We start from the raw sequence: 23,164 nt of genomic DNA on the forward strand, positions 1-23,164 counted from the left end.
CTCCTCGAGTTTATAATAAAATATTTTATCACAAAATAAGCAATATTAGTTCCAAAATTTAAATTTATTTATTTATTTTCACTATAATTTTAACTACAAATAATCATAAAGCATTTAAAATAGTGTATTTAACTAAAAAATGAAAAAGGTAAAAACTAATGAAAAAATTTTTTTTTCTGTTTATTTTATGGGGAATTTTATTTAGTGCTTGTAGTACAAAAAGTGATGAAGGGTTGTATAATTTAAGTGCAAACGAATGGTATAAACAAATCATTAAAGATTTGCAAGATAAAGATTTGGAAAAAGCTGATGATCATTATAATGGTATGGCAAGTGAGCATATAGCAGATCCGCTTTTAGAAACAACACAAATTATCTTAGCACAAGCACATATGGATGAAGAAGAATATCAATTAGCGGAGTTTTATTTAGATGAGTATAATAAAAAATTTGGAAATTCACGCAATGCAGATTATATTCGCTATCTTAAAATCAAAGCTAAATTTGATGCCTTTGCCGTGCCAAATCGTAACCAAGCTTTAATGCTTGAAAGCCAAAAAGAAATAGATAGTTTTTTAAATGATTATCCTTATACAGAATACGAACCTTTAGTACAGACTATGTTAACTAAATTGAATTTAGCTGTATTTTATTTAAATGATACAATACAGGATTTATATGAGCGTACAGGTCATACTCAAAGTGCTGAAATTTACCAAGAAAGATTGCAAGAAAGTGAGTTTTATCAACAAAGCATTATCAAGCCAGAACTTCCTTGGTATAGAAGTATATTTGAAAAATTTTAGATTTAAGGGAAACTGATGCAAATTGAAGAAATACAAAATTATCCAAGTGATTTACCTATTTTAGTAGAAGATGAATTATTTTTATATCCATTTATGATTACCCCAATTTTTATTAGCGATTCTGCAAATATGAAAGCTTTGGATTTGGCAATTAAAAACGATTCAATGCTTTTTGTAGCCCCTTCAAAGCTCGAAAATGGAAGATCTTTTGATGAAATTTATGATTGTGGGGTAGTTGGAACGATTATGAGAAAAGTTCCCTTGCCTGATGGTAGAGTAAAAATACTTTTTCAAGGTTATGCTAAGGCTAGGATTATAAAACCACTTTCGAGCAAGCCCTTAGAGGCTAAAATAGAGCTAATTAAAGAAGAGTTTTTAGAGGGTGCAAAAAAAGAAGCTTTACTAGATGTTTTAAAAGAAAAAGTTAGAGCTTTGGCAAATATTAGCCATTATTTTTCACCTGATTTGCTCCGAACTATAGATGAGGGTTTAGATGCTTCTAGAATTTGTGATTTGATTTTAAATACTGTTCGTATAAAAAAGCAAGAAGCTTATCAATTTTTTATCTTAACCGATCTAGAAGAAAAGCTTTTAAAATTAATAGACTTGATAGCCCAAGAGATAGAAGCCAATAAAATTCAAAAGGAAATTAAAAACAAAGTTCATTCTCGTATTGATAAAGTCAATAAAGAATATTTTTTAAAAGAGCAACTTAGACAAATTCAAAAAGAATTAGGTAGTGACAATCAAAAAGAAGACGAAGTTAGAGATTATTATAAAAAATTAGAAAGCAAAAAGAAATTTATGCACGAGGATGCTTATAAGGAAATTAAAAAGCAAATTGAAAAATTTGAACGTATACATCAGGATAATTCTGAAGCTTCTATGATACAAACTTATATTGAAACCGCTTTGGATGTGCCTTTTGAGAAAATAGCAAAGAAAAAACTTGATATCAAAGAAGTGGCTAAGCAGTTAAATCATGATCATTATGCTCTTAATAAACCAAAAGAGCGCATTGAAGAGTATTTTGCTGTTCGTGAGCTTTTAGAAAAACGCGGTGTAGCAGATAAAGATGGGGCTAAGGTTATACTTTGTCTTTATGGACCTCCAGGAGTTGGAAAAACTTCACTGGCTAATTCTGTCGCTAAGGCCTTAAAAAGAGAACTTATTCGTATAGCTTTAGGGGGCTTAGAAGATGTGAATGAATTGCGCGGACACCGCCGCACCTATATAGGTGCGATGCCAGGGCGCATTACTCAGGGTTTAATTGAAGCAAAGCAAATCAATCCTGTAGTTGTGCTTGATGAAATTGATAAGTTAAACAGAAGCTTTAGAGGTGATCCTAGTGCAGTTCTTTTAGAAATTTTAGATCCTGAACAAAATTCTAAATTTAGGGATTATTATTTAAATTTTAATCTTGATTTAAGCAAGGTGATTTTTATAGCAACAGCTAATGATATAAGCAATATACCTGCTCCTTTAAGAGATAGGATGGAATTTATAGAGTTAAGCTCTTACACTCCAAATGAAAAATTTCACATTACTAAAAAATATTTAATTCCTGATGAGCTTAAAAAACATGGATTAAAATCTAGTGAATTAGATATTAATGATGAGACTATAGAGCTTATCATAAGCGAATACACTAGAGAATCAGGGGTAAGAAATCTACGCAGAAAGATAGCTGAACTGTGCCGTAAAAGTGCTAAAAAATTACTTTTAGAAAATATCAAAAAAGTAAGTATCAATGTTAAAAATTTAAATGAATTTTTAGATAAAAAAGTTTTTGAGATAGAAAAGCATGATGGAGAAAACCGCATAGGACAAGTCAATGGCTTAGCATGGACCAGTGTGGGTGGAGATGTTTTAAAGGTTGAAGCGATTAAGATCAAAGGCAAGGGAGAGTTAACTCTTACTGGAAGTTTGGGTGATGTGATGAAAGAATCTGCTAAAATTGCTTTTAGTGTGATTAAGGTCTTAATCGATGAAGGGAAGATTAAAATTCCTAAAAAGATGATTCTTGATCCTAAAACTAATGTTTATGATAGTTATAATTTGCACATCCATGTACCCGATGGTGCAACTCCAAAAGATGGGCCAAGTGCTGGAATTACGATGAGTACAGCTATTGCTTCAGTTTTTAGTGATAAAAAAGTTCGTTCTGATGTAGCAATGACAGGAGAAATAGATTTGGCGGGTAATGTATTGCCTATAGGAGGGCTCAAAGAAAAGCTTATCGCAGCATATAAGGCTGATATTAAAATAGCTTTGATTCCAAAGAAAAATTACGAAAGAGATTTAAAAGATATTCCTGATGAGGTTAAAGATAATATGAAAATAATTGGAGTTAAAGATTTTGATGAGGTTTTAAAATACGCTTTAGTTTAAAACCTAAAGCAAGTAAGAAAAAAGGCAAAATCAATATTTTGCCTTTTTTAATAAACTTATAGTCCTTCGAAAGGATTATTTACTACTTCTTTTCTATCTACTATATAAGGAATAAGAGCTACATGTCTAGCGCGTTTGATAGCAACTTCTACCATTTCTTGGTATTTTTTGCTTGTTCCTGTTAAGCGGCGAGGCATGATTTTAAATCTTTCTGATAAAGCATGTTTTAACATAGCTGTATCTTTATAATCAATAAATTCAACTTTTGCTTCTGTGTATTTGCAATATTTGCGAGAGTATTTTCTTTTTTCTGCCATAGTTTATCCTTTAAAATGGTAAATCGGTGTCATCGCTATCATAAGCATCAACATCAATTTCTTTAATTTTTTCTTGGTTTTGGTTAGGATTTTGTGTTTTTGTTTGTGCTTGCTGTGGAGCTTTTTTGAAATTATTTTCACTCATATAAGGATCATAACTTTGGTTTTCATAATTTGAATAATTATTATTAGCTCCATAATTATTTCCACCATTGTTAAAATTTCCACCTTGTTGAGGATTGTTTCCTAGCATTTCCATATTTTCAACTTGAACGCTGTGCTTAGAGCGCATTTGTCCATTTTGATCATTCCATTGTTCAAATCTTAAACGACCTTCTATAAGGACTTTAGAACCCTTAGAGAGATATTGGTTTGCTACTTCAGCAGTACGACCATAAAAGCTAATATCGATAAAGCAAGTTTCTTCTCGTCTTTCTCCATTTGTGGTAAACCTTCTTGTTACTGCGATAGCCGAAGCTCCGATAGCGTTTCCATTTTGACCATAACGCATTTCTATATCGCGTGTTAGATTACCTACCAAAACAACTTTATTAAACATTTTTTTCCTTATTGAATTTCAGGCGCGTCTAAAGGTTTGATCTCTTTTTTAGACTGTTTGATGCCATGGCTTAGTTTTTCCCAAGCTGCAATTTCTTTTTTATTTTCATATTTTACAATCAAAAATCTTATCACTTCCTCTGTAATTCTTAAAATTCTTTCAAGCTCTGCAATTAAATTTGTAGGAGCTTTGAAATAAATTACAAAATAAGTTCCTCTTTCGTATTTTTTGATTTTATACGCTAATTTTCTAGTGCCCATTGGAACAACGGTTTCAATTTCTGCACCATTTTTTACAAGGACTTCTTTTACGAATTCCAACTTTGCATTCACTTCCTCTTCGGTAAGCGTTGGTTTTAAAATAAATAAAACCTCATAATGTTTCATATATTCTCCTTTTGGATGTTAAGCCTATGTTTTTCACAGGCAAGGATTTTGCAAAGTTTTTACAATGCAAGGCTTAATTATATCAAAATATACTTAATCTTTACTTTTCGGGCGTCAATAGAGAATGTTTAATTTGGCTTTATGTTGATTATCATTTGTTACTTAATTACAACATATTAAAAAAAATTTAATATTTATATACTTGCTTATTTTGATTTTATGTTATTATTTATTTTGATGGTACCTGAGTTTAGATAATTAAAATACGGGAGGATATTTTATGCAAAATGCAAAACCTATACGATGGTTTACTTTATATTGTTTTAGTGATTGGTGGAGGAACGGTTTTTAAACTTTCTTCTTTAAAAGATGCTTTTTATGTACCTATGCAAGAATTTATGAATCTTAGCAATACTCAAATCGGGCTTGCACTTTCGGTATATGGGATAGTTCAGACTGTAGGAAATTTCGCTTCTATTTATATAGCAGATAGATTTTCCAAAAAAATTCTTATTCCTTTTTCATTGATTTGTGTTGGCTTAGTGGGAATTTATATTTCTACTTTTCCTTCATTTTATGGAATTTTGATTGCTTGGGGTTTGCTTTCTTTATTTGGTGAAGTGGTGTATTGGCCTGTGCTTTTAAAGGCTATTCGTTTACTTGGAGACTCTACTCAACAAGGAAGACTTTTTGGATTCTTAGAAGCAGGTCGTGGGGTTATAGACACTATAGTCGCTTTTAGTGCTTTGGGAATTTTTTTACTTTTAGGATCGGGAGCGGGCGGATTTAAGGCTGCTATACTTTTTTATAGTGCTTGTGTAATTATTGCGGGTATATTAGCATATTTTCTACTTGAAGATGATAAGATCAGCACTAAAGATGACGAGGGGCATGAAATCAGTAAAAATAAAGCTGCTTGGAATTGGGGTTATAAAGGCTGTTAAAACACCTGAAATTTGGGTAGTTTCTTTGACAATTTTTACTATTTATTCAGTGTATTGTGGACTTACATATTTTATACCTTTTTTAAAAGATATTTATGGTATGCCAGTAGCTTTGGTGGGTGCTTATGGTATTATCAATCAATATACTTTAAAATTGGTTGGAGGGCCAATTGGAGGTTATTTGGCAGATAAGACTTTCCGTTCTTCTACAAGATACTTGCGCTTCGCTCTTATTTTGGCTGCGGTTGCAATTTTAATTTTTATTTTTATGCCGCATGAAAAGTTAAATATTTATTTTGGAATGAGTTTAACTTTAGGGTTTGCAGCTATTGTTTTTACTATGCGTGCTACATTTTTCGCTCCTGTGGATGAGATTGAAATGCCAAGAGAGATCAGTGGTGCTGCGATGAGTATAGCTTGTATATTTGGTTACTCTCCACAACTTTTTTGTTTCGCGCTTTATGGTTTTATTATAGGTCAGTTTAAAGGTTTGTTGGGATATCAAATCGTTTTTGCCTTAATGGGATTTTTTGCGATTTGTGGAGTGATTATAACAACTATTTTACTCAAGATGATAGCTAAGAAAAAAAGATTACAAGGAGCAAGATGATGAAAATTGGTTTAGAAACAGAAAGTATGCACCTTTGGTTTCAAAATGGCAGAATGGATATATTTTCTTATATCGATTTTGCTCAAGAGCTAGGTTGTGATGGCATTATTATAAATATTATCAAAGATTTTGGCTTGGACGAGGAGTGGGGCTGCTTAGGAAGCAACAATGAGGGTCATCTTAAAAAAATTAAAGAAAAATTAGACACGTATGGTATGTATTGCGAGATTGATTCTAAGGGTTTTGATAAGGACAAATTTGAAAAAATTGCGAAAGTTTCTCAGCTTTTAGGGGCTAAAATCATCCGTTCTTATGTGCCCTTGACAGACAAAAATAAAAAGGTTAAAAATGCTAGCGATGGAGCTTATGATGATTCTAAAATCACGGCCAAATTTGACAAGAGTGAATTTTTAAGCACGGCAGATGAGATCAAGGCTTTAATTCCGCTTTTAGAAGAGTATGATTTAAAACTTGCCATTGAAAATCATGAATATCAAACTTCTGATGATTTACTTGAATTATTAAATTTGATTCATTATCCTAGAATAGGATTTTTATATGATTTTGGGAATTCAATGATGGCTTATGAAGAGCCTATTAAAGCTTGTGAGAATATGGCTAAGCATACTTTTAGTACACATTGTAAAGATCATATCGTATTTATAGAGGATGATACTAAGTATGTATGTGGTGTACCTTTGGGTGAGGGAAATTTGGATATTAAGACCTGTGTGGAAATTTTAAAACAAGCCGGACTGGATCGTATCAATATAGAACAATGCTATCCTTATTGTGCTACTTTTAAGAGAGAAGAGGGTACAGGTGGGGTTAAAGAGCTGGGCAAAGGAGCTTTTAAAATTGAAAAGCCCTTGTTTAATGACTTAAAAGCAATGCAGTATTATTATCCTCAAGAGGTTTCTAAAGAACATCTAGAAAGACTTTTAATTTTGCAAAAAGAGGGTTGTGAAAGAAGTGTGAAATATCTAAAGAGTATCATATAAACAAGCTTTGATCTAAAGCTTGTTTGATTTCTTCAAGCATGGCAAAGCGTTTTTTATACATTGAACGCTTGCTGCTTGGAATTTCTTCAAGATTTTTTCGCTTGTGAGAAAGTTCATAATATAAATGATTATTGATCTTAATAAGCTTTCCCCCATTTTCTAGCCAAATTTTTTGATAATCTACAAAATAGCCTTTTTCTTTTCCTTTTTGAGAACGGATTTGATTTTTTTCATGTACACCTAAAGTAGCTTGAAGTTTTAAAATTTCACAAAGCATCTTAGAGCATTCTATAAGTAAAGCAACAGGGCACAAACCATGACATTTTTTAGTTAAAATTTTATTAATTTCTAAAATATTAAAATCTTTGTATTTATGTCCTTGTATACAAGAAAGTAGAAGATTGTTTTCTAAAGTAAAGCAAAAATTACATTGCGAGATAGTGTATTTTTTAAATTTTAAAGAAAAAGCCCAAAAACCTTCTTCGTAAACATTATTGGTTATATCCTAAAAAAAGCTCAAAATCTTCATCAAAAGAAAAAATTATTTGTTCCTCGGGAAGAAATTTAAAACAAGCGAGTCCCTTATCAACATCATAAATAAGTGTTTTAACACGTTCATTTGCTTTAAAACTTTTATCGCAAAATCTTCTTGTAGCATTGTAACAAGCATAGGGTCTTTGAGAGAAAAAGTCTTTTAAATGTTTATTTTTTTCTTTATTAAGCGTTTTTTCTAGAAGTCTTACTTGAGGAAAATATAAAATTTTTCTTACTTGAAAACGCAAATAGCGCCAAAAGATTATACTTTTTCTTCTATCAGTAAAATTTGGAATAGGGTAGGAAAATTTTTTATTCACCTATAATCCTTGATATATCATTATAAGTTGCAAAGAGCATTAAACTTAAAAGTATTGCCATGCCTGTATAGCTTAAATATTCAAAAGTACGCTGTGGAACTTTGCGTCTAAAAATCATTTCATAAAGATTAAAAAGTATATGTCCTCCATCTAACATAGGGATAGGTAAAAGATTTAAAATGCCTAAATTTATAGAAATTAAAGCAGTGATAAATAGCAATACAACCAAGCTTTTCTCAGCTGCTTTTGAGGTAAGTTCAGTCATAGTGATGATGCCCCCTAAATTTTTAGCCTCTACTTCACCACTTATGAGTTTAATGATACCTTTTACTATAAGAGCAGAAGCTTTAATGCTCTCATCTAAAGCATAATTTATACTTTGCATGCCTTGATGATAGATTATAGTGGTGCTTCCACTAGGGCTTACTCCAAGCTGGGCTTTTGAAACAACTTGTCCAAAATCATTATAAGCTTGTCCTAGTTTTGGAGTGATAAGAAATTCTAAATTTTCTCCTTTTCTGTCGATAAGAATTTTTAAGGGTTCAAGACTTAGATGATTAGAAATTTCATCAAAACTTTGAATTTTTATGCCATTTATAGCAAGTATAGTGTCATTATTTTCAAGTCCTGCTAAAGCTGCGGCTGAATTAGGTGCGATATTTCCTATTTGTGGACTTAGTTTTTGTATGCCTAAATTTCCTATGGCTATGTAAAGTAAAAAGGCTAGGAAAAGATTAAAAAAAGGTCCTGCAAAAAGAATATAAATTTTTTTTATAGGGCTTAAAATACTATAGCTATCCTGATCTTGATTTTCTAAGCTAGGCTGCATATCATCTTGCCCTTTAAGTTTAACATAGCCACCTAATGGTAAGGCACTCAAGCGGTATTTGGTACCTTTAAATTCACGCTCAAATAAGCTTTGTCCAAAACCTATGCTAAAAATTTCTACTTTAACACCTAAGGATTTTGCTGCTAAAAAATGACCTAGTTCGTGAAAGAAAATCAAAAAAGAAATAACTAAGATAGTTGCTAAAAATTCTATAGAGTAAAATTTAAACCCAAGAACTAAAATCAAAGCTAAAAAAAGTAAAGACTTCATTGTAATTTTCCTTTGCTTTGCTTAACATAACTAAAAATATACTCAAATCCTGAATAAAGTGTGAGAAATAAAGCAATATAAAGTAAAATATCTCCACCTATCCATTCCATAGTTAAAAACCCTATGGCTATCATTTGAAAAGTTGTTTTTAATTTTCCAGTAAAAGAAGCATTGACATTTAAATTTTCACTTACCATAACCACGCGAAAACCCGTGATAAAAAATTCGCGCACTAAGATAAGATAAACAATCCATTCATTAGCCTTTCCTGATAGAAGAAGGCCTAAAAAAGCTGCTAGGGTTAACATTTTATCTGCTAGAGGATCTAAAATTCCACCAAGCTTTGTGGTTTGTTGTAAGGTTCTAGCTATAAAGCCGTCAAAAAAATCACTCAAGGCTGCCAAAGCAAAAGTTAAAGCAGCAAAATAATTAATCCAGCTTTGATGTATATTATCAAATTTATAACTCAATAAAAAAAAGAGCAAGGGTGCTAAAATCATCCTTAGCACAGCTAAAGTATTGGGTATGTTCATAAAAAACCTTATTTTAGATTAAGATAAAACTATTAGATAAAATTGTATAAGATTTAGGCAAAGCTTTAGTAAAAAAATATTTAAATTTATATTTTTTTGAAATATAATGTAAAAAATATAAACACCTTGCCTAAAAGAGCAAGGTAAAAATCAAAGAAATTGAACTATCTTGTCAAATTCAAAGCGATTTTTTTGTGGAATTTTCTCATCATTAGAATACCCTAAAGCTATCACCAAAGTAGATTTTTCTTTTTTAGTATCAAGCAAAAGATAAGAATCGAGTTTTTCTTTATCAAAACCGCCTATGGTACAACTTGCTATATTTAAAGCATTGGCACTATAAAGTATACTCGCAAGTGCTATATGAGCTTGTTCTCTTGCATAGGATATTTTTTGTTCTTGACTAAGGGATTGTAAAAAAGGCATATAAGTATCTAAGCGTTTTTGAATTTCTGCTTCACTCATATCTCTTTTTCTAAGCTTATCTTCAAAATAATCTAAAAAATCAAGCCTTGAGACGATGATAATTAACGCCCCGCAATCTTTTACATGTTGTTGTTGATTGCAAATTTGAGCCAGCTCTTCTTTTTTATTGTCATCTTGCACCACTAAAAATCTCCAAGGCTCAAGCCCTAAAGAACTAGGACTTAATCTTGCTATCTCTAAAATAGTATCCAAATCTTCTTTTTTAAGTTTTTCATTTTTAAAATTTCTACAAGAATATCTTGTGCTAAAAATTTCAAGTTCTGTTTTCATCACTTCTCCTTATAAAATTCAACCACTTCATCAAATTTTAAACGTTGAGTAGGGTATTTTGGCTCGTGAGCTTGATAGCCCAAAGATAAGATCACAGCCGTTTCAAAAGGATACTCAAGTTTAAGAAAATCATCCACCTTATCTTTTTCATAGCCCCCTATCATACAAGAATCAATCCCCAAACTCATCGCAGCTAGTGACATTTGCATCATCGCAAGATAGCATTGAAGTTGCGCAAAATGATACAGTTCTTTTTCATCCATTGTATCAGTATCATGGGTATAAATTTTTAAAATTTTTTGGAAATTTTCTTCCTTGGAGCCTGCAAAACGACGAATCTGTTTTTGCGCAAATTCATCCTTGCTTTGCAAGTCTTTTCTTGCTAAAAGAATGATATTATGACTCGCACTTGCTACGCTTGCCTGATCAAAACAAAGTTTAGCAAGCTTTTAATTATCTTCTTTATTTTCTAAAACAATAAATTTCCAGGGTTCAAATCCATGTGAGCTAGGAGCTAAAATTCCACTTTCTAAGATAAAACGCAAATCTTCTTCACTGATTTTTTTATCATTAAAAAGTTTACAAGCTCTGCGTTTTGAAATTAGTTCTTTAAAATTCATATTTAATCCTTTAATTAAAAATAATAATATCAATTATAAAATGCAAAACTTAATCAAAAAATATTATAGTTTGATATTTTTCTTAAAAACAAAGCCAGATTTTTCAAAATCCATTTTTTGGATATAAAATTCATGGGCTTGTGTTCTAAAAAAACTTGAGCTTAATTCCAATTCTTCATATCCTTGTTGTTTTGCCCAAATTTGAATTTTTTTAAAGAAAGATTGACCCACGCCTTTGCCTCTTAGGGCTTCATCTACAACAAAATCACAAATATAAAGACAATGATTATGATAAAGTACATTAAAGGGCATAACTCCACAAGCTGCTTTGAAAGCTCCCTTGTCTTCATATGCAAAAAGTTTATAATGTTGAGTTTTTTTAGCAAGTTGAAATTTTTCTAAAAAATCCTCTAAAGACAGATTATTTCTTAATTGTTTTATCAAGGGATAAATTTTTTCTAAGTCTTCTTTTAAATTAATTTCTCTCACTATCAATCCCTTTAAAATTCAAATATTTCAGGTTTTAATTTTAAAAGCAAGCAAAAAGTCGCTAAAGTAGCTTGTTTTTGCATAAATTCACGGTCGCCACTTAAATAAAGAGTTTCTTGGACGAATGTTCCATCTTTAAACATCGCTCCTATATAAACTGTGCCTGATTTTACCAACCCTTCATCTTGCTCTCCTGTAACACCGCTAATAGCTAGTGCAAAATCAGGTTTTGCAGTTTTAAAGATACCTTTAAGCATAAAATACACACAACGCTCGCTGTATTCGCCTTGATTTTCTAAAATGCTTTCACTAATACCCAACCATTCGTGTTTGATTTTATTAGAATAGCTTACGATAGAACCTTCAAAAATTTCACTCACTCCACTAAATTTTGTAAGAGTGCTTGCGCAAAGTCCGCCTGTGCAGCTTTCTGCAAAAGAAATTTTGATCTTTTTTTCTAAAAGTTTTGAAACGATAAATTGTATAGGATCTTTGCCTAAAAATACTTTTTGTCCAAAAAGATTTTTTACACTCGTTAAAAAACCATCTAGCTTGCCAAAATTAACACAACTTGCTTTAATAAGAGTAAGATTTTCTAATATCTTGCTTGATTTTATACTGACTTCGTAAGATTTGGTTAAGGTATCAAGCAGTAAAACGGCACTCTCATCATCTATGCCTAATAAACAAAAATAAGCAAAATTAGGAAAAATATCTCCAAGCAAAGGAGGAAGTTTTTGTCCTGGATTTGTTTTGATAACATTGATTTTTGAATTGATAAAATCACATATAAAACTATCCTTTTGAAAATAAGCTTTATCAGGGACTAGATTATCTTCTTTTAAGACTAGATTGTCTTCACTTAGGGTGGCTAAAATTTTTGCTATGGTAGCATAGTGGTTTGGCGTGGTAAAAAGAGTTATGAAATCATATTTGTCTAGTAATTTTTCAAGCAAAAAGGGTAATTCTTTATCGGTTTTATTTTGAAAACGAGTTTCATGAATTTCTTTAAATTTATTTTCATAACTACGATAAATATAATCCTTAAAATTTTCATTCATTATAAGTTCATCACCGATAAGAAAAAGCAAATGTTTCATAATTTTTTCCTTTTTTATAGTAATTATAGCTAAATTTTAAATTATTTTGAGTAGAATTTAAGATTATAAAAACTTCATCTAGGTGGAACAATGGATTATAAAGATACCCTGCTTTTGCCAAATACTACTTTTGCAATGCGCGCTAATTTGGCAGAATTTGAGCCAAAGAGATTTGAAAAATGGTTTAGCAAGAATTACGCTTATGAAAAAATGAAAACAAAACGTAAAGAGGCGAAGAAAGCTTTTACTCTTCATGATGGCCCTCCTTATGCTAATGGACATATCCACATAGGACATGCTTTAAATAAAATCTTAAAAGAAACGATTATCAAAATGCATTATTTTAACGGAGAAAGCATTCGCTTTACTCCAGGTTGGGATTGTCATGGCTTGCCTATAGAACAGCAAGTTGAAATCAAACTTGGAGATAAGAAAAAAAGCTTGAGTAAAAAAGAAATTCGATCATTTTGTAGAGAGCATGCAAACGAATTTGTGAACATCCAAAGAGACGAATTTAAAAGTCTTGGTGTGATTGCGGATTGGGATAAGCCTTATCTTACGATGAAATTTGAATTTGAAGCGGCGATTTACCGCACTTTATGCGAGATTGCTAAAAAAGGTTTGCTTTGCGAGCGTTCTAAACCTGTTTTTTGGAGCTGGGCGGCTAAATCAGCTCTTGCTGAAGCTGAGGTAGAGTATGAAGATAAAGAGGATTATTCTATTTTTGTGGCTTTTGACTTAGATGAGCAATCTTGTCAAAAATTGGGCATTTCAAAAGCAAGTGCAGTGATTTGGACTACTACTCCTTGGACTTTGGTGGCAAATCAAGCTATCGCTTTAAATCCAAATGAAAACTATGTTATCACTAAAGAAGGATTGATTTTTGCTAGTGCTTTGCTTGAAAGTATGATAGCTAAAGGTTTGACAAAGGGTGAAATTCAAAAAGAGCTTAATGCAAAAGAGTTTGAAAAATTAGAGGCTATCAATCCTTTAAATTCAAGAAAATCTATCTTGATTATGGGTGAGCATGTTTTAATGGAAGGTGGAAGCGGGCTTGTGCATACAGCTCCAGGACATGGCGAGGATGATTACTATGCTTGTTTGAAATACGATATAGAAGTGATTATGCCTGTGGATGATGGGGGTTGTTATGATGAAACCTTGCGCCACAAAGGACTCTTGCCATCCGATTTGCTTGATGAATTTATCGGACTTCATATCTTCAAGACTAATGAAAAAATTTTAGAGCTTTTAGGAAATCATCTTTTACATTCTTCTAAATTTATACACTCCTATCCATTTTGCTGGAGAACACATAAACCTGTGATTTATAGAGCGACTAAGCAATGGTTTATTTTAATGGATGAGCCAAAACTAAAGGGTAAAACTTTAAGAGAATGTGCTAAAGAGCAAATTTTAAAAACAAAATTTTATCCACAAAGCGGAGTAAAAAGAATAGGCTCTATGGTGGAAAATCGCCCAGATTGGTGTATTTCAAGACAAAGAGATTGGGGGACGCCTATAGCTTTCTTTAGAGATAAAAATACTAAAGAAGTGATTTTTGATGCTGAGCTTTTTGATTTTGTGGCAAATATATTTGAAAAACACGGTGCTGATGCGTGGTGGGAGTTTGAAATCAAAGATTTAATTCCTACAAATTCAAAATACAATGCAGACAATTTAGAAAAAGTTTATGATATTTTAGATGTTTGGTTTGATAGTGGAAGTACTTGGAATGCAGTTTTAAATAGCGGAATCTATGATGCAGGAGAGAAGAGAGCAAGTATGTATCTAGAAGGAAGCGATCAGCATAGAGGTTGGTTTCAAAGCTCTTTGCTTGTAGGAACAGCTATCAATGAATTTGCTCCTTATGAAAGCATCTTAACCCATGGCTTTACCACGGATGAAAAAGGGCAAAAAATGTCAAAATCCAAAGGTAATGTTATAGCTCCTGAGTATGTAGCTAAAACTTATGGGGTGGAAATTTTAAGACTTTGGATACTTTTGAGTGATTATTCTACTGATTTAAAAATTTCAGACAATATCTTAAAGCAAGTAGGCGAGCAATACCGAAAAATAAGAAATACCATAAGATTTTTACTTGCAAATACTAATGACTTGGAAAATTTAGAAGTAGAGGAATTTAGCTTTATAGATAAATGGATACTGACTCGTGCTACACGCGTATTTGAAAGTGCTAAAGAAAATTTCTTAGCCTATGAATTTGCAAAAGGTTTTAATGTGCTTTTAAATTTCTTAAGCGCTGATTTAAGTGGAATTTATCTTGACATAAGCAAAGACAGGCTGTATTGTGATGCTAAAAATAGCAAGCGCAGAAAATCTGCACAAGTGGCAATGGCTTTAATCGCTAGAGAACTTTTAAATTTATTAGCTCCAAATTTAACTTATAGTGTAGATGAGGCTTTGGAGCATGCTAATAGCTTAATAAAAGGCGACGCTAAAGATGTATTTGATTTGAGCTTGGAAGAAAAATTCGAATATGATTTTAATATAGATGATGAATTTTTATTGAGCGTGCGTGAGAAATTCTTTGAAAATATCGATATACTAAAAAAAGACAAAGTGATCAAATCAACATTAGAACTTAATCTTGACACAAATTCAAAACTTTTAAATTCTATACCTAAAGATGAATTAAATGATTGGTTTATGGTAAGTTTTGATGAAAATTTACAGGGTGAAGTTTTGTGTGAATTTGAAGTAGGGGATGAAAGTTTTAGGATTATGAAAGCTACGCTTTGCAAATGTCCTAGATGTTGGAAAGTAGAAAGCGCTAAAGAGGATGAGCCTTGCATGCGTTGCGCTGAGGTTTTAAAACATGCTTGATAATCCTATCCCCAATTCCATTATTATCGCTACTATAGCAATCACCGCTATTTTTTGTGCAGTGGCGGTTGTTTTTATTAAAAATTTGGCAAAGAAACAGAAGGAAAAAGAATGATAACTTTAAAAGAAGCTTTGAAATACTCTAAAGAAGAGCTTGAAAATCTAAAAAAAGAACTCAATGATAAGGCTAAGAAAGAAAATAAAATAGGTGCTTATATAGAGCAATTCTTAGGCAAAGACTTAAGCGATGGGGGTGAAGGTATACCTATAGCGATTAAGGATAATATCAGTGTAAAAGACTGGGAATTAACTTGCGCAAGTAAAATTTTACAAGGATATGTAGCTCCTTATGATGCTACTACTATTAAAAATTTAAGATCTAAAGGTTTTAGTCCTTATGGACGGACTAATATGGATGAATTTGCCATGGGAAGCTCAAGTGCAACTTCATTTTATGGAAAAACCCTAAATCCTTTAAATTTCGCTCGAGTTCCAGGTGGTTCAAGTGGTGGAAGTGCTGCTGCGGTAGCGGGTGGCTTGGCTTTGGCAAGTTTGGGTTCTGATACAGGAGGATCTGTACGTCAGCCTGCAGCTTTTTGTGGTTGCGTAGGATTTAAACCGAGTTATGGAAGAGTGAGTCGCTATGGTTTGGCTTCTTATTCTTCAAGTTTGGATCAAATTGGGGTTTTAACGCAAAATGTAGAAGATGCGGCAATTTTATATGATGCGATCGCAGGATATGACAAAATGGATAGCACAAGTGCACAAATAGATTTTACATCTACTGCTCCTAATTTAAATGCAGAGAAAAAATTAAGAATTGCCGTGATAGAAAATTATGTCAATGAAGCAAGCGCTGAAGTAAAAAACGCACTTTTAAAAACCATAGATATGTTAAAAGCTAATGGACATGAGATTGTATATAAAAATTTACTTGATTCTAAATTTGACATTGCAGCTTATTATATCATCGCAACAGCTGAAGCAAGTGCAAATTTAAGTCGTTATGATGGGGTGCGTTATGGCAAGCGTTCTGAAAATATCCAAAATTTAAAAGAAATGTATGTAAATACACGCAGCGAAGGTTTTGGAGAAGAAGTAAAAAGAAGAATTTTGTTAGGAACTTTTGTTTTAAGCAGTGGATATTATGATGCTTATTATATAAAAGCACAAAAGGCTAGGGCTTTTATCAAGGCAAAATATGAAGAAATATTACAAGATGCTGATCTTATTTTGATGCCTGTAACTCCTACAACTGCATTTGAATTTAATGCGAAGAAAAGCCCTATGCAAACTTATTTAGAAGATGTTTATACTATCTCTGTAAATTTAGCAGGACTTGGAGGCATTAGTGTGCCTGTTGCAAAAGATAAAGAAGGGCTTAATATATCAGCACAACTGATTTGCAAAGCTTATGATGAACAAACCTTGTTAGATGGGGCTTTAAGTTTAGAACAAATGATTAAAAATTAAGGATGAAAGATGAAAATTGTAAAAAGAGCTTTAACTTTTGAAGATGTATTATTGCGTCCTGGGTATTCTGAAGTTCTACCTAAGGAAGTAAAAATTCATACCAAACTTACTAAAAACATCACTTTAAATATGCCTTTAATCTCTGCGGCTATGGATACAGTGACAGAGCACAGAGCTGCTATCATGATGGCAAGACTTGGTGGGCTTGGTGTAATTCATAAAAATATGGATATAGCCTCGCAGGTTAGAGAAGTAAAAAGAGTGAAAAAAAGCGAAAGCGGGGTGATTATCGATCCTATTTTTGTAAGTCCTAAAGCAAGTGTTGCAGAGGCTTTAGAAATCATGGCAGAGTATAGAATTTCAGGTGTTCCTGTAGTGGATGAAGATAAGAAACTAATAGGCATACTTACCAATCGTGATTTAAGATTTGAGAGTGATTTTTCAAATTTGGTTGAAAATGTTATGACTAAAATGCCTTTAATCACTGCTCCAAAGGGTTGTACTTTAGATGATGCGGAAAAAATTTTCAGCACCAACAAAGTAGAAAAACTTCCTATAGTTGATGAACAAGGACGCTTGGAAGGACTTATCACTATAAAAGATCTTAAAAAACGCAAAGAATATCCTGATGCCAATAAAGATAATTTTGGAAGATTACGCGTGGGTGCGGCTATAGGAGTAGGGCAAATGGATCGTGTGGATGCTTTAGTTGAAGCAGGCGTTGATGTTGTTGTGCTTGATTCTGCGCATGGGCATTCTAAGGGTATTATTGATACGGTAAAAGCGATTAAAACTAAATATCCAAATTTAGATCTTATCGCAGGAAATATCGCTACTGCAGCTGCAGCAAAAGCACTTTGCGAAGCAGGGGTAGATGCGGTTAAAGTAGGTATTGGGCCAGGAAGTATTTGTACTACGCGTATTGTTTCAGGTGTGGGCGTGCCACAAATTTCAGCCATTGATGAGTGCGTGGAAGAAGCAAATAAATTTGGCGTTCCTGTGATAGCCGATGGCGGGATCAAATATTCAGGTGATATCGCAAAAGCTTTAGCTGTAGGTGCGAGTTCTGTTATGATAGGATCGCTTTTAGCTGGAACGGATGAGAGTCCAGGAGAGCTTTTTACTTATCAAGGAAGACAATATAAGTCTTATCGTGGTATGGGCTCACTTGGGGCTATGCAAAAGGGAAGTTCGGATAGATATTTTCAGCAAGGAACTGCACAAGATAAATTAGTTCCTGAAGGTATAGAAGGACGCGTGCCTTATGTAGGAAGTATAAAAAATGTCGTGCATCAGCTTTTAGGAGGACTTCGCTCTTCTATGGGTTATGTTGGAGCTAAAGATATAGAAGATTTTCAAGCAAGGGCTGAATTTGTTGAAATCACAAGTGCGGGACTTAAAGAAAGTCATGTTCATGATGTAACGATAACCCATGAAGCGCCAAATTATAAGGTAAATCAATGAGTTTTGAAGAAAACTTAAAAAATGCAAATGAATCCTTAGAGAAACTTAATGATAAAGAATTAAGCTTAGATGAAAGTGTGAAAATTTATAAAGAAGGATTAAAAAGCATTGAAAAAGCAAGGCTTGCTCTTGAAAAAGCAAGGCTTGAAGTGGAGCATATCGATGAGTAAGATTGCTGCTTTGCAGTTTCCGACTTTAGCATTGAGCGAATCAAGGCTTGATTATTATCTAAAAGCTTCTAAGGATAGTGGAGCAAATTTAGTCGTTTTGGGCGAATATGTGATCAATAGTTTTTTTACAGAGCTTTTGGCTATGCCAAAGTCTATAATTAAAGAACAAAGCGAAGCTAAAAAAGAAAGCTTGATTAAACTTGCTAAAAAATACGAATTAGAAATCATCGCTCCTTATGTAAGCGTTGAAGCTAAAAGTTATAAAAAACTTTGCTTAAAAGTTACTCCAAATGGTGTGAAAAGTTATGAACAGCAAATTTTAATGCCTTATGAACATTGGAATGAAGAAAAATTTTTCAGCAACAAAACTCCATCAGAATTAAAAATTTTTACTTTTAATTATGAAAAATTAAAATGTGCTTTGCTTTTTGGTTTTGAGACACATTTTGATATTTTTTGGCAACAGATTATGGCGAAAAAAATTGATTTGGTTATCGTTCCTAGTGCTTGTACTTTTGAAAGTAAACAAAGATGGGAAGAACTTTTAAAAACAAGAGCGTTTTTAAATTCTACAAGCATTTTAAGAGTCAATCGCATAGGTAAAACAAAAGATGAATGGAATTTTTACGGTGATACTTTGTTTATCAATGCTTTTGGTGAGATAGAAAGTAAATTGGGTTCTGAAGAAGAAATGCTTATCATAGAGCCTAAAAAAAGTGATGAAGCAAGAAAACTTTGGGGTTTTGATAAGATAATAAAAGAATTTAAAAATTAAATTTATACTTATAGATTTATAAGTTTATAAAAGTTATCTAGAGCTGATAGAAGCTAAGGTTTATATTTTCTTTTTAGTAAAAAAGTGCTAAAATTTAGCCTTTAAAGTATAAAGGTTTAAATGATGCAAAATATCCATTTTATCGGCATAGGCGGTATAGGAATTTCCGCTTTAGCAAGATTTTTAAAAGAAAAAGGTTTTAAGATTAGCGGAAGTGATCTTAAAGAGAGTAAAATCACTAAAGAACTAGAAAAAGAAGGGGTTAAGGTCAGTATCCCTCATCATAAAGATAATATTTTAAACAAAGATTTAGTTATTTATTCTGCTGCTATCAAAGAAGAAAATCCTGAATTTAAATACGCTAAAGAATTAGGCATTAAATGCCTTTCACGCAAAGAGGCTTTACCTCTTATTTTAGAAGATAAGCGCGTTTTTGCAGTTGCAGGAGCACATGGAAAAAGTACGACTTCAAGTATTTTAGCTTCTTTGCTTGATGATGCTTCTGTGATTATCGGAGCGATTTTAAAAGAATTTGGTTCAAATATGATTTATAAAGAAAGCCAAAACCTTGTTTTTGAAGCTGATGAGAGCGATAGTTCTTTTTTAAATTCAAATCCTTATTTGGCTATAGTTACTAATGCAGAAGCAGAGCATTTAGATCATTATGGCAATGAAGTTTCAAAACTCCATCATGCTTATACGCAGTTTTTAGATGTGGCTAAAATTCGCGTGATTAATGCTGAAGATGAGTTTTTGAAAAATTATAAAAATGAGTCAATCAAACTTTATCCAAGCAAAGATATCAAAAACTGCACCATGTGTATAGAAAATTTCAAACCTTTTACAAGTTTTGAGTTAAAAGATTTAGGTGAATTTAAGGTTTTTGGTATGGGATATCATTTAGCTCTTGATGCGTCTTTGGCGATTTTGGCGGCTCTAAATTTTTTAGATATAGAAACGATAAGAACTAGGCTTAAAAATTATCAAGGTATTAAAAAGCGTTTTGATATTTTACATGCTGATGAAAATTTGGTTTTAATCGATGATTATGGTCATCATCCTACCGAAATAAAAGCGACTTTAAGTGCAGCACAAGAATACGCAAAATTAGGCGGATATAAGAAAATCACAGCTATCTTTGAACCCCACCGCTACACGCGTTTGGCTGCAAATTTAAAGGAATTTGCAAGGGCTTTTGAGAGTATTGATGAGCTTGTAATTTTACCTGTTTATGCTGCAGGAGAAGAGCCTATAGAACTTGATTTAAAAGCGGTTTTTCCTAAGGCTTTATTTGTAGAAGATATCAAAAGAGAGGGTAAATTTTTGGTGGCTTCTAAGGGGCAAGTTTTTGAAGAAGGGCTTATTATAGGTTTTGGCGCAGGAGATATCAGCAACAAATTAAGGCAAAAGAATGAGTAGGTTTTTTTTATATCTTTTAATCATCTTAATTTTAGCCTTAATCACTTTTGCTTTGCGTGAAAAATTAGGCAAAAAAACTAAACCTTTTTTTGGTATTTTGCTTGTGATTTTTATTGTTTTAGCAGTATTTTTTGAATTTGAAAACACGCAAAAAAGTCATTTAAGAACAGATATTATCGTAGCTTTTAATCAAAATAAAAATATTTTATGTAAAGATATAAATATCTCTAAAGCTTATTTTAATTACGAATTTGGGACAGGAAGCTTTATATCAAAGGATAATAATCAAAACTTTAATTCGTTGATTATCGATATTAGAGATTGTAGGTTAAACGATGAATGAGATCAAAGAAGAATTACTTTTAAAACTTGATTTAAATACTTATTTGTATGAATTTAAGTCTTGTTTTGCAAGGGATAAAGAAATTTTTTTACAGGGGGATTCTCACCTTCATTTTAAGCGTATCAATGAGCTTTGCGAGACTGAATTTCCAAATTTGCCCGAGCTTTCAAATTTGGATAAGGCTTTGGTACATTTAAGCAAACAAGGAGTTTTACATTTAGATGAGATTTTTGAATTTGTAAAAATTTTTCGCTATTTTGAAAAGATCAAAAAGCTCAATTTAGGCAGCAATTTAAATTCATGGCTTGAAAAGATTGAATTTGTCAATGGAATTTTAGATCTTTGTGAAAAATTTGATGAAAAGGGCGAGTTAAAAGAAAGCTTAGATGAAAGATTGGTAAATATCAATACAGCTCTAAGATTAAAAAATGAAAGCATAATAGCTGAGTTTAAGAAATTTTGCTATACAAAAGCTTTAATGCCTTATCTTATCGATACACAAATCCATCTTATAAACAATCTTGAAGCCTTGCTTGTAAGAGGGGGATTTAACCACGCTATAAAAGCTAAAATCATAGGTAGAAGTAGTGGCGGTGGCTTTTATATCGTGCCTTTAAGTGTTGAAAATTTGCAAAATGATATAGAAAAAATCAAAAATCAAAAAGAAGAAATTTATTATGAATACGCTAAAAATTTCTCAGCTTTTTTAGCAAAAAATCTACCTTTTTTAAAATTTATCAATACAGCCTTTGATCTTTTTGATCATTATAGTGCTAGGGTTTTGCTTGCTAAAAAAAGGGATTTTGAATTTGTTTTGTGTGATCAAAGTACGGATTTAGTGCTTAAAAATTTCGCTCATCCTGCCTTAAAAAATCCAAAAAGCGTGAGTTTGGAATTTAAAAAACAAGTTTTAATCATCACAGGGGTAAATGCAGGCGGAAAATCCATGCTTTTAAAATCCATGCTAAGCGCAGCATTTTTAGCTAAACATCTTTTGCCTATGCATATTAAAGCCAGTGAAAGTAAAATCGGTACTTTTAAAGAATTTGATGCCATCATAGAAGATCCGCAAAATGTTAAAAACGACATTTCAACTTTTGCAGGAAGAATGTTGCATTTTTCTAGACTTTTTTCTAGGAAAAATTTGCTTTTAGGTATCGATGAAATAGAGCTTGGAACAGATTTTGAAGAAGCGGCTTGTTTGTATAGTGTGTTGATTTCAAAACTCATAGCTAATAATCTTAAAATCATCATTACTACACACCACAAACGCCTTGCCATGCTTTTAGCAAAGAATGAGCAAGTTGAACTCATCGCTGCCTTATATGATGAAGAGCTTTCACGCCCAAAATACGAGTTTTTAAAAGGCACCATAGGAAAATCTTATGCCTTTGAAACCGCTTTGCGTTATCAGATTCCGCCGAATTTAGTTAGCGAGGCTAAAAAGCTTTATGGCGAGGATAAAGAAAATTTAGAAGAGCTTGTGGGTAAAAATATCAATCTTGAATTAGAACTAAAAGCTAAGCTTGAAAATGTCGAGAAAAAAGAGCAAAAAGTCGATGAAATTTTACTTTCCTTAAAAGAGCAAAAAGAAAAAAATGAACAAGAATTTCGTACGAGTTTGAGAAATTTAGAATTTAAATTTCACAAAGCCATAGAAGAAGCTAAAAAAACTATACAGCTTAAAGATATAAAAGACAAGCAAAGAAGTCTTAATAAAGCCAATGAGCTTAAAAAAGAAATCATTTTGCCAAGTATGGAGCAAAACGAAGAATTGCGTGTGGGGGATTTTGTAAAATATGAAAAAATTAAGGGTAAAATCATAAGCATTTCTAAAAACGATGCTATGGTTGAAAGTGATGGGATCAAACTTCGTGTGCCTTTAAAACTGCTTAAAAAAAGCACTCCTACACCTAAAATAAGTCCAAAAACAAGCATTAGCGTGGCAAAACCGACCAATCTTAGCGTTAGCTTGGATTTGCACGGGCTTAGGAGTGATGAAGCTATTTCAAGGCTTGATAAATTTATTTCAGATGCTTTGCTTGCAGGCTTTGATGAAGTTTTAGTTTACCATGGTATAGGAACAGGAAAGCTTGCCTTTGCTGTAAGAGAGTTTTTGAAAGCTCATAAAAGTGTCAAGGGTTTTAATGACGCACCGATCAATCAAGGTGGCTTTGGTGCTAAGGTGGTGAAATTATAAGGAAATAA

Annotated in this window: 20 protein-coding genes and 3 pseudogenes; 13 read left to right on the forward strand and 10 right to left on the reverse strand. The window is 32.3% G+C overall.

All coding sequences use genetic code 11. From position 1 onward, the window contains the following. Nucleotides 1-158: 158 nt before the first annotated feature. Both BGS43_RS00900 and lon read left to right on the forward strand, forming a co-directional pair. Complete coding sequence (locus BGS43_RS00900) at nucleotides 159-806, forward strand: outer membrane protein assembly factor BamD (protein WP_096568461.1); 648 nt, start codon at nucleotides 159-161, stop codon at nucleotides 804-806. 15 nt (nucleotides 807-821) lie between these two features. After that, a complete protein-coding gene (gene lon, locus BGS43_RS00905) occupies nucleotides 822-3,197 on the forward strand; it encodes an endopeptidase La (RefSeq protein WP_002803792.1) in 2,376 nt (791 codons plus the stop codon). 56 nt (nucleotides 3,198-3,253) lie between these two features. Here the strand turns inward: lon and rpsR are convergent, their stop codons facing one another. From rpsR to rpsF, 3 genes are read right to left on the reverse strand one after another with little or no spacing between them, the layout of a single operon-like run. Continuing rightward, a complete protein-coding gene (rpsR, locus tag BGS43_RS00910) occupies nucleotides 3,254-3,514 on the reverse strand; it encodes a 30S ribosomal protein S18 (protein ID WP_002777087.1) in 261 nt (86 codons plus the stop codon). Between the two features lie 10 nt (nucleotides 3,515-3,524). Continuing rightward, nucleotides 3,525-4,073 carry a single-stranded DNA-binding protein gene (locus BGS43_RS00915; RefSeq protein ID WP_002777084.1) on the reverse strand — a complete coding sequence of 183 codons (549 nt, stop codon included), beginning with the start codon at nucleotides 4,071-4,073 and terminating at the stop codon, nucleotides 3,525-3,527. A gap of 8 nt (nucleotides 4,074-4,081) precedes the next feature. Beyond that, nucleotides 4,082-4,459 (reverse strand): 30S ribosomal protein S6, encoded by a 378-nt coding sequence (rpsF, locus tag BGS43_RS00920; protein WP_002777082.1) that lies wholly within the window; start codon nucleotides 4,457-4,459, stop codon nucleotides 4,082-4,084. A 280-nt stretch (nucleotides 4,460-4,739) separates the two neighbouring features. On the opposite strand from rpsF, the pseudogene BGS43_RS10180 reads away from it, so the two are divergent. Next, nucleotides 4,740-6,013 (forward strand): annotated as a pseudogene (locus BGS43_RS10180) (MFS transporter). Further along, nucleotides 6,010-7,014, forward strand: a complete 1,005-nt coding sequence (locus BGS43_RS00930; protein WP_219350234.1) for a sugar phosphate isomerase/epimerase family protein — start codon at nucleotides 6,010-6,012, stop codon at nucleotides 7,012-7,014. Before BGS43_RS10180 ends, BGS43_RS00930 begins: the two are co-directional and overlap by 4 nt. Here the strand turns inward: BGS43_RS00930 and BGS43_RS00935 are convergent. From BGS43_RS00935 to BGS43_RS00965, 7 genes and pseudogenes are all read right to left on the reverse strand, one after another. Beyond that, a pseudogene (locus BGS43_RS00935) lies at nucleotides 7,007-7,868 on the reverse strand (VirK family antimicrobial peptide resistance protein). The gene BGS43_RS00930 and the pseudogene BGS43_RS00935 overlap by 8 nt on opposite strands. Beyond that, nucleotides 7,861-8,967: an RIP metalloprotease RseP gene (rseP, locus tag BGS43_RS00940; protein WP_025399037.1), complete on the reverse strand. Its 1,107-nt coding sequence runs from the start codon at nucleotides 8,965-8,967 to the stop codon at nucleotides 7,861-7,863. The pseudogene BGS43_RS00935 and the gene rseP overlap by 8 nt, the downstream one beginning before the upstream one ends. After that, nucleotides 8,964-9,500, reverse strand: coding sequence for a CDP-diacylglycerol--glycerol-3-phosphate 3-phosphatidyltransferase (gene pgsA / locus BGS43_RS00945; RefSeq protein ID WP_002777068.1), 537 nt, complete (start codon nucleotides 9,498-9,500; stop codon nucleotides 8,964-8,966). The genes rseP and pgsA overlap by 4 nt, the downstream gene beginning before the upstream one ends. A 150-nt stretch (nucleotides 9,501-9,650) precedes the next feature. Next, a complete protein-coding gene (locus BGS43_RS00950) occupies nucleotides 9,651-10,256 on the reverse strand; it encodes an NAD(P)H-dependent oxidoreductase (protein WP_002777066.1) in 606 nt (201 codons plus the stop codon). After that, a pseudogene (locus BGS43_RS00955) lies at nucleotides 10,256-10,876 on the reverse strand (nitroreductase family protein). Before BGS43_RS00955 ends, BGS43_RS00950 begins: the two are co-directional and overlap by 1 nt. A 63-nt stretch (nucleotides 10,877-10,939) precedes the next feature. Beyond that, on the reverse strand, nucleotides 10,940-11,365 hold the full coding sequence (locus BGS43_RS00960; RefSeq protein ID WP_057098349.1) for a GNAT family N-acetyltransferase: 426 nt from the start codon (nucleotides 11,363-11,365) through the stop codon (nucleotides 10,940-10,942). Nucleotides 11,366-11,376: 11 nt separating this feature from the next. Next, nucleotides 11,377-12,465 carry a CinA family protein gene (locus tag BGS43_RS00965; protein WP_002780268.1) on the reverse strand — a complete coding sequence of 363 codons (1,089 nt, stop codon included), beginning with the start codon at nucleotides 12,463-12,465 and terminating at the stop codon, nucleotides 11,377-11,379. A gap of 90 nt (nucleotides 12,466-12,555) precedes the next feature. On the opposite strand from BGS43_RS00965, the gene ileS reads away from it, so the two are divergent. From ileS to BGS43_RS01005, 9 genes are all read left to right on the forward strand, one after another. Beyond that, nucleotides 12,556-15,312: an isoleucine--tRNA ligase gene (gene ileS / locus BGS43_RS00970; protein WP_096568464.1), complete on the forward strand. Its 2,757-nt coding sequence runs from the start codon at nucleotides 12,556-12,558 to the stop codon at nucleotides 15,310-15,312. Next, complete coding sequence (locus tag BGS43_RS10000) at nucleotides 15,305-15,427, forward strand: hypothetical protein (RefSeq protein ID WP_002777045.1); 123 nt, start codon at nucleotides 15,305-15,307, stop codon at nucleotides 15,425-15,427. The genes ileS and BGS43_RS10000 overlap by 8 nt, the downstream gene beginning before the upstream one ends. Beyond that, complete coding sequence (gene gatA / locus BGS43_RS00975) at nucleotides 15,424-16,785, forward strand: Asp-tRNA(Asn)/Glu-tRNA(Gln) amidotransferase subunit GatA (RefSeq protein ID WP_096568467.1); 1,362 nt, start codon at nucleotides 15,424-15,426, stop codon at nucleotides 16,783-16,785. Before BGS43_RS10000 ends, gatA begins: the two co-directional genes overlap by 4 nt. 9 nt (nucleotides 16,786-16,794) lie before the next feature. After that, entirely contained in the window at nucleotides 16,795-18,249 is a 1,455-nt protein-coding gene (gene guaB / locus BGS43_RS00980; protein ID WP_002803448.1) for an IMP dehydrogenase, read from the forward strand. Further along, complete coding sequence (gene xseB, locus BGS43_RS00985; protein ID WP_002777040.1) at nucleotides 18,246-18,419, forward strand: exodeoxyribonuclease VII small subunit; 174 nt, start codon at nucleotides 18,246-18,248, stop codon at nucleotides 18,417-18,419. Before guaB ends, xseB begins: the two co-directional genes overlap by 4 nt. Continuing rightward, a complete protein-coding gene (locus BGS43_RS00990; protein WP_096568470.1) occupies nucleotides 18,412-19,194 on the forward strand; it encodes a carbon-nitrogen hydrolase family protein in 783 nt (260 codons plus the stop codon). The genes xseB and BGS43_RS00990 overlap by 8 nt, the downstream gene beginning before the upstream one ends. Before the next feature lie 120 nt (nucleotides 19,195-19,314). Beyond that, nucleotides 19,315-20,613: a UDP-N-acetylmuramate--L-alanine ligase gene (murC, locus tag BGS43_RS00995; protein WP_079478779.1), complete on the forward strand. Its 1,299-nt coding sequence runs from the start codon at nucleotides 19,315-19,317 to the stop codon at nucleotides 20,611-20,613. Further along, the gene (locus BGS43_RS01000) at nucleotides 20,606-20,956 is read left to right on the forward strand and encodes a hypothetical protein (RefSeq protein ID WP_002795645.1); all 351 of its coding nucleotides are present in this window, start codon (nucleotides 20,606-20,608) and stop codon (nucleotides 20,954-20,956) included. Before murC ends, BGS43_RS01000 begins: the two co-directional genes overlap by 8 nt. After that, entirely contained in the window at nucleotides 20,949-23,156 is a 2,208-nt protein-coding gene (locus BGS43_RS01005; protein ID WP_096568473.1) for an endonuclease MutS2, read from the forward strand. Before BGS43_RS01000 ends, BGS43_RS01005 begins: the two co-directional genes overlap by 8 nt. The last annotated feature ends 8 nt before the right edge of the window (nucleotides 23,157-23,164 follow it).

The sequence above is a fragment of the Campylobacter sp. 110 genome, assembly GCF_002383965.1.
GTDB lineage: Bacteria > Campylobacterota > Campylobacteria > Campylobacterales > Campylobacteraceae > Campylobacter_D > Campylobacter_D coli.

Excerpts from the sequence above, each read along its gene's own strand:
- BGS43_RS00900 (WP_096568461.1), top strand. The coding sequence starts at position 159 with ATGAAAAAATTTTTTTTTCTGTTTATTTTATGGGGAATTTTATTTAGT.
- lon (WP_002803792.1), top strand. The coding sequence starts at position 822 with ATGCAAATTGAAGAAATACAAAATTATCCAAGTGATTTACCTATTTTA.
- rpsR (WP_002777087.1), bottom strand. The coding sequence starts at position 3,514 with ATGGCAGAAAAAAGAAAATACTCTCGCAAATATTGCAAATACACAGAA.
- BGS43_RS00915 (WP_002777084.1), bottom strand. The coding sequence starts at position 4,073 with ATGTTTAATAAAGTTGTTTTGGTAGGTAATCTAACACGCGATATAGAA.
- rpsF (WP_002777082.1), bottom strand. The coding sequence starts at position 4,459 with ATGAAACATTATGAGGTTTTATTTATTTTAAAACCAACGCTTACCGAA.
- BGS43_RS00930 (WP_219350234.1), top strand. The coding sequence starts at position 6,010 with ATGATGAAAATTGGTTTAGAAACAGAAAGTATGCACCTTTGGTTTCAA.
- rseP (WP_025399037.1), bottom strand. The coding sequence starts at position 8,967 with ATGAAGTCTTTACTTTTTTTAGCTTTGATTTTAGTTCTTGGGTTTAAA.
- pgsA (WP_002777068.1), bottom strand. The coding sequence starts at position 9,500 with ATGAACATACCCAATACTTTAGCTGTGCTAAGGATGATTTTAGCACCC.
- BGS43_RS00950 (WP_002777066.1), bottom strand. The coding sequence starts at position 10,256 with ATGAAAACAGAACTTGAAATTTTTAGCACAAGATATTCTTGTAGAAAT.
- BGS43_RS00965 (WP_002780268.1), bottom strand. The coding sequence starts at position 12,465 with ATGAAACATTTGCTTTTTCTTATCGGTGATGAACTTATAATGAATGAA.
- ileS (WP_096568464.1), top strand. The coding sequence starts at position 12,556 with ATGGATTATAAAGATACCCTGCTTTTGCCAAATACTACTTTTGCAATG.
- BGS43_RS10000 (WP_002777045.1), top strand. The coding sequence starts at position 15,305 with ATGCTTGATAATCCTATCCCCAATTCCATTATTATCGCTACTATAGCA.
- gatA (WP_096568467.1), top strand. The coding sequence starts at position 15,424 with ATGATAACTTTAAAAGAAGCTTTGAAATACTCTAAAGAAGAGCTTGAA.
- guaB (WP_002803448.1), top strand. The coding sequence starts at position 16,795 with ATGAAAATTGTAAAAAGAGCTTTAACTTTTGAAGATGTATTATTGCGT.
- xseB (WP_002777040.1), top strand. The coding sequence starts at position 18,246 with ATGAGTTTTGAAGAAAACTTAAAAAATGCAAATGAATCCTTAGAGAAA.
- BGS43_RS00990 (WP_096568470.1), top strand. The coding sequence starts at position 18,412 with ATGAGTAAGATTGCTGCTTTGCAGTTTCCGACTTTAGCATTGAGCGAA.
- murC (WP_079478779.1), top strand. The coding sequence starts at position 19,315 with ATGATGCAAAATATCCATTTTATCGGCATAGGCGGTATAGGAATTTCC.
- BGS43_RS01000 (WP_002795645.1), top strand. The coding sequence starts at position 20,606 with ATGAGTAGGTTTTTTTTATATCTTTTAATCATCTTAATTTTAGCCTTA.
- BGS43_RS01005 (WP_096568473.1), top strand. The coding sequence starts at position 20,949 with ATGAATGAGATCAAAGAAGAATTACTTTTAAAACTTGATTTAAATACT.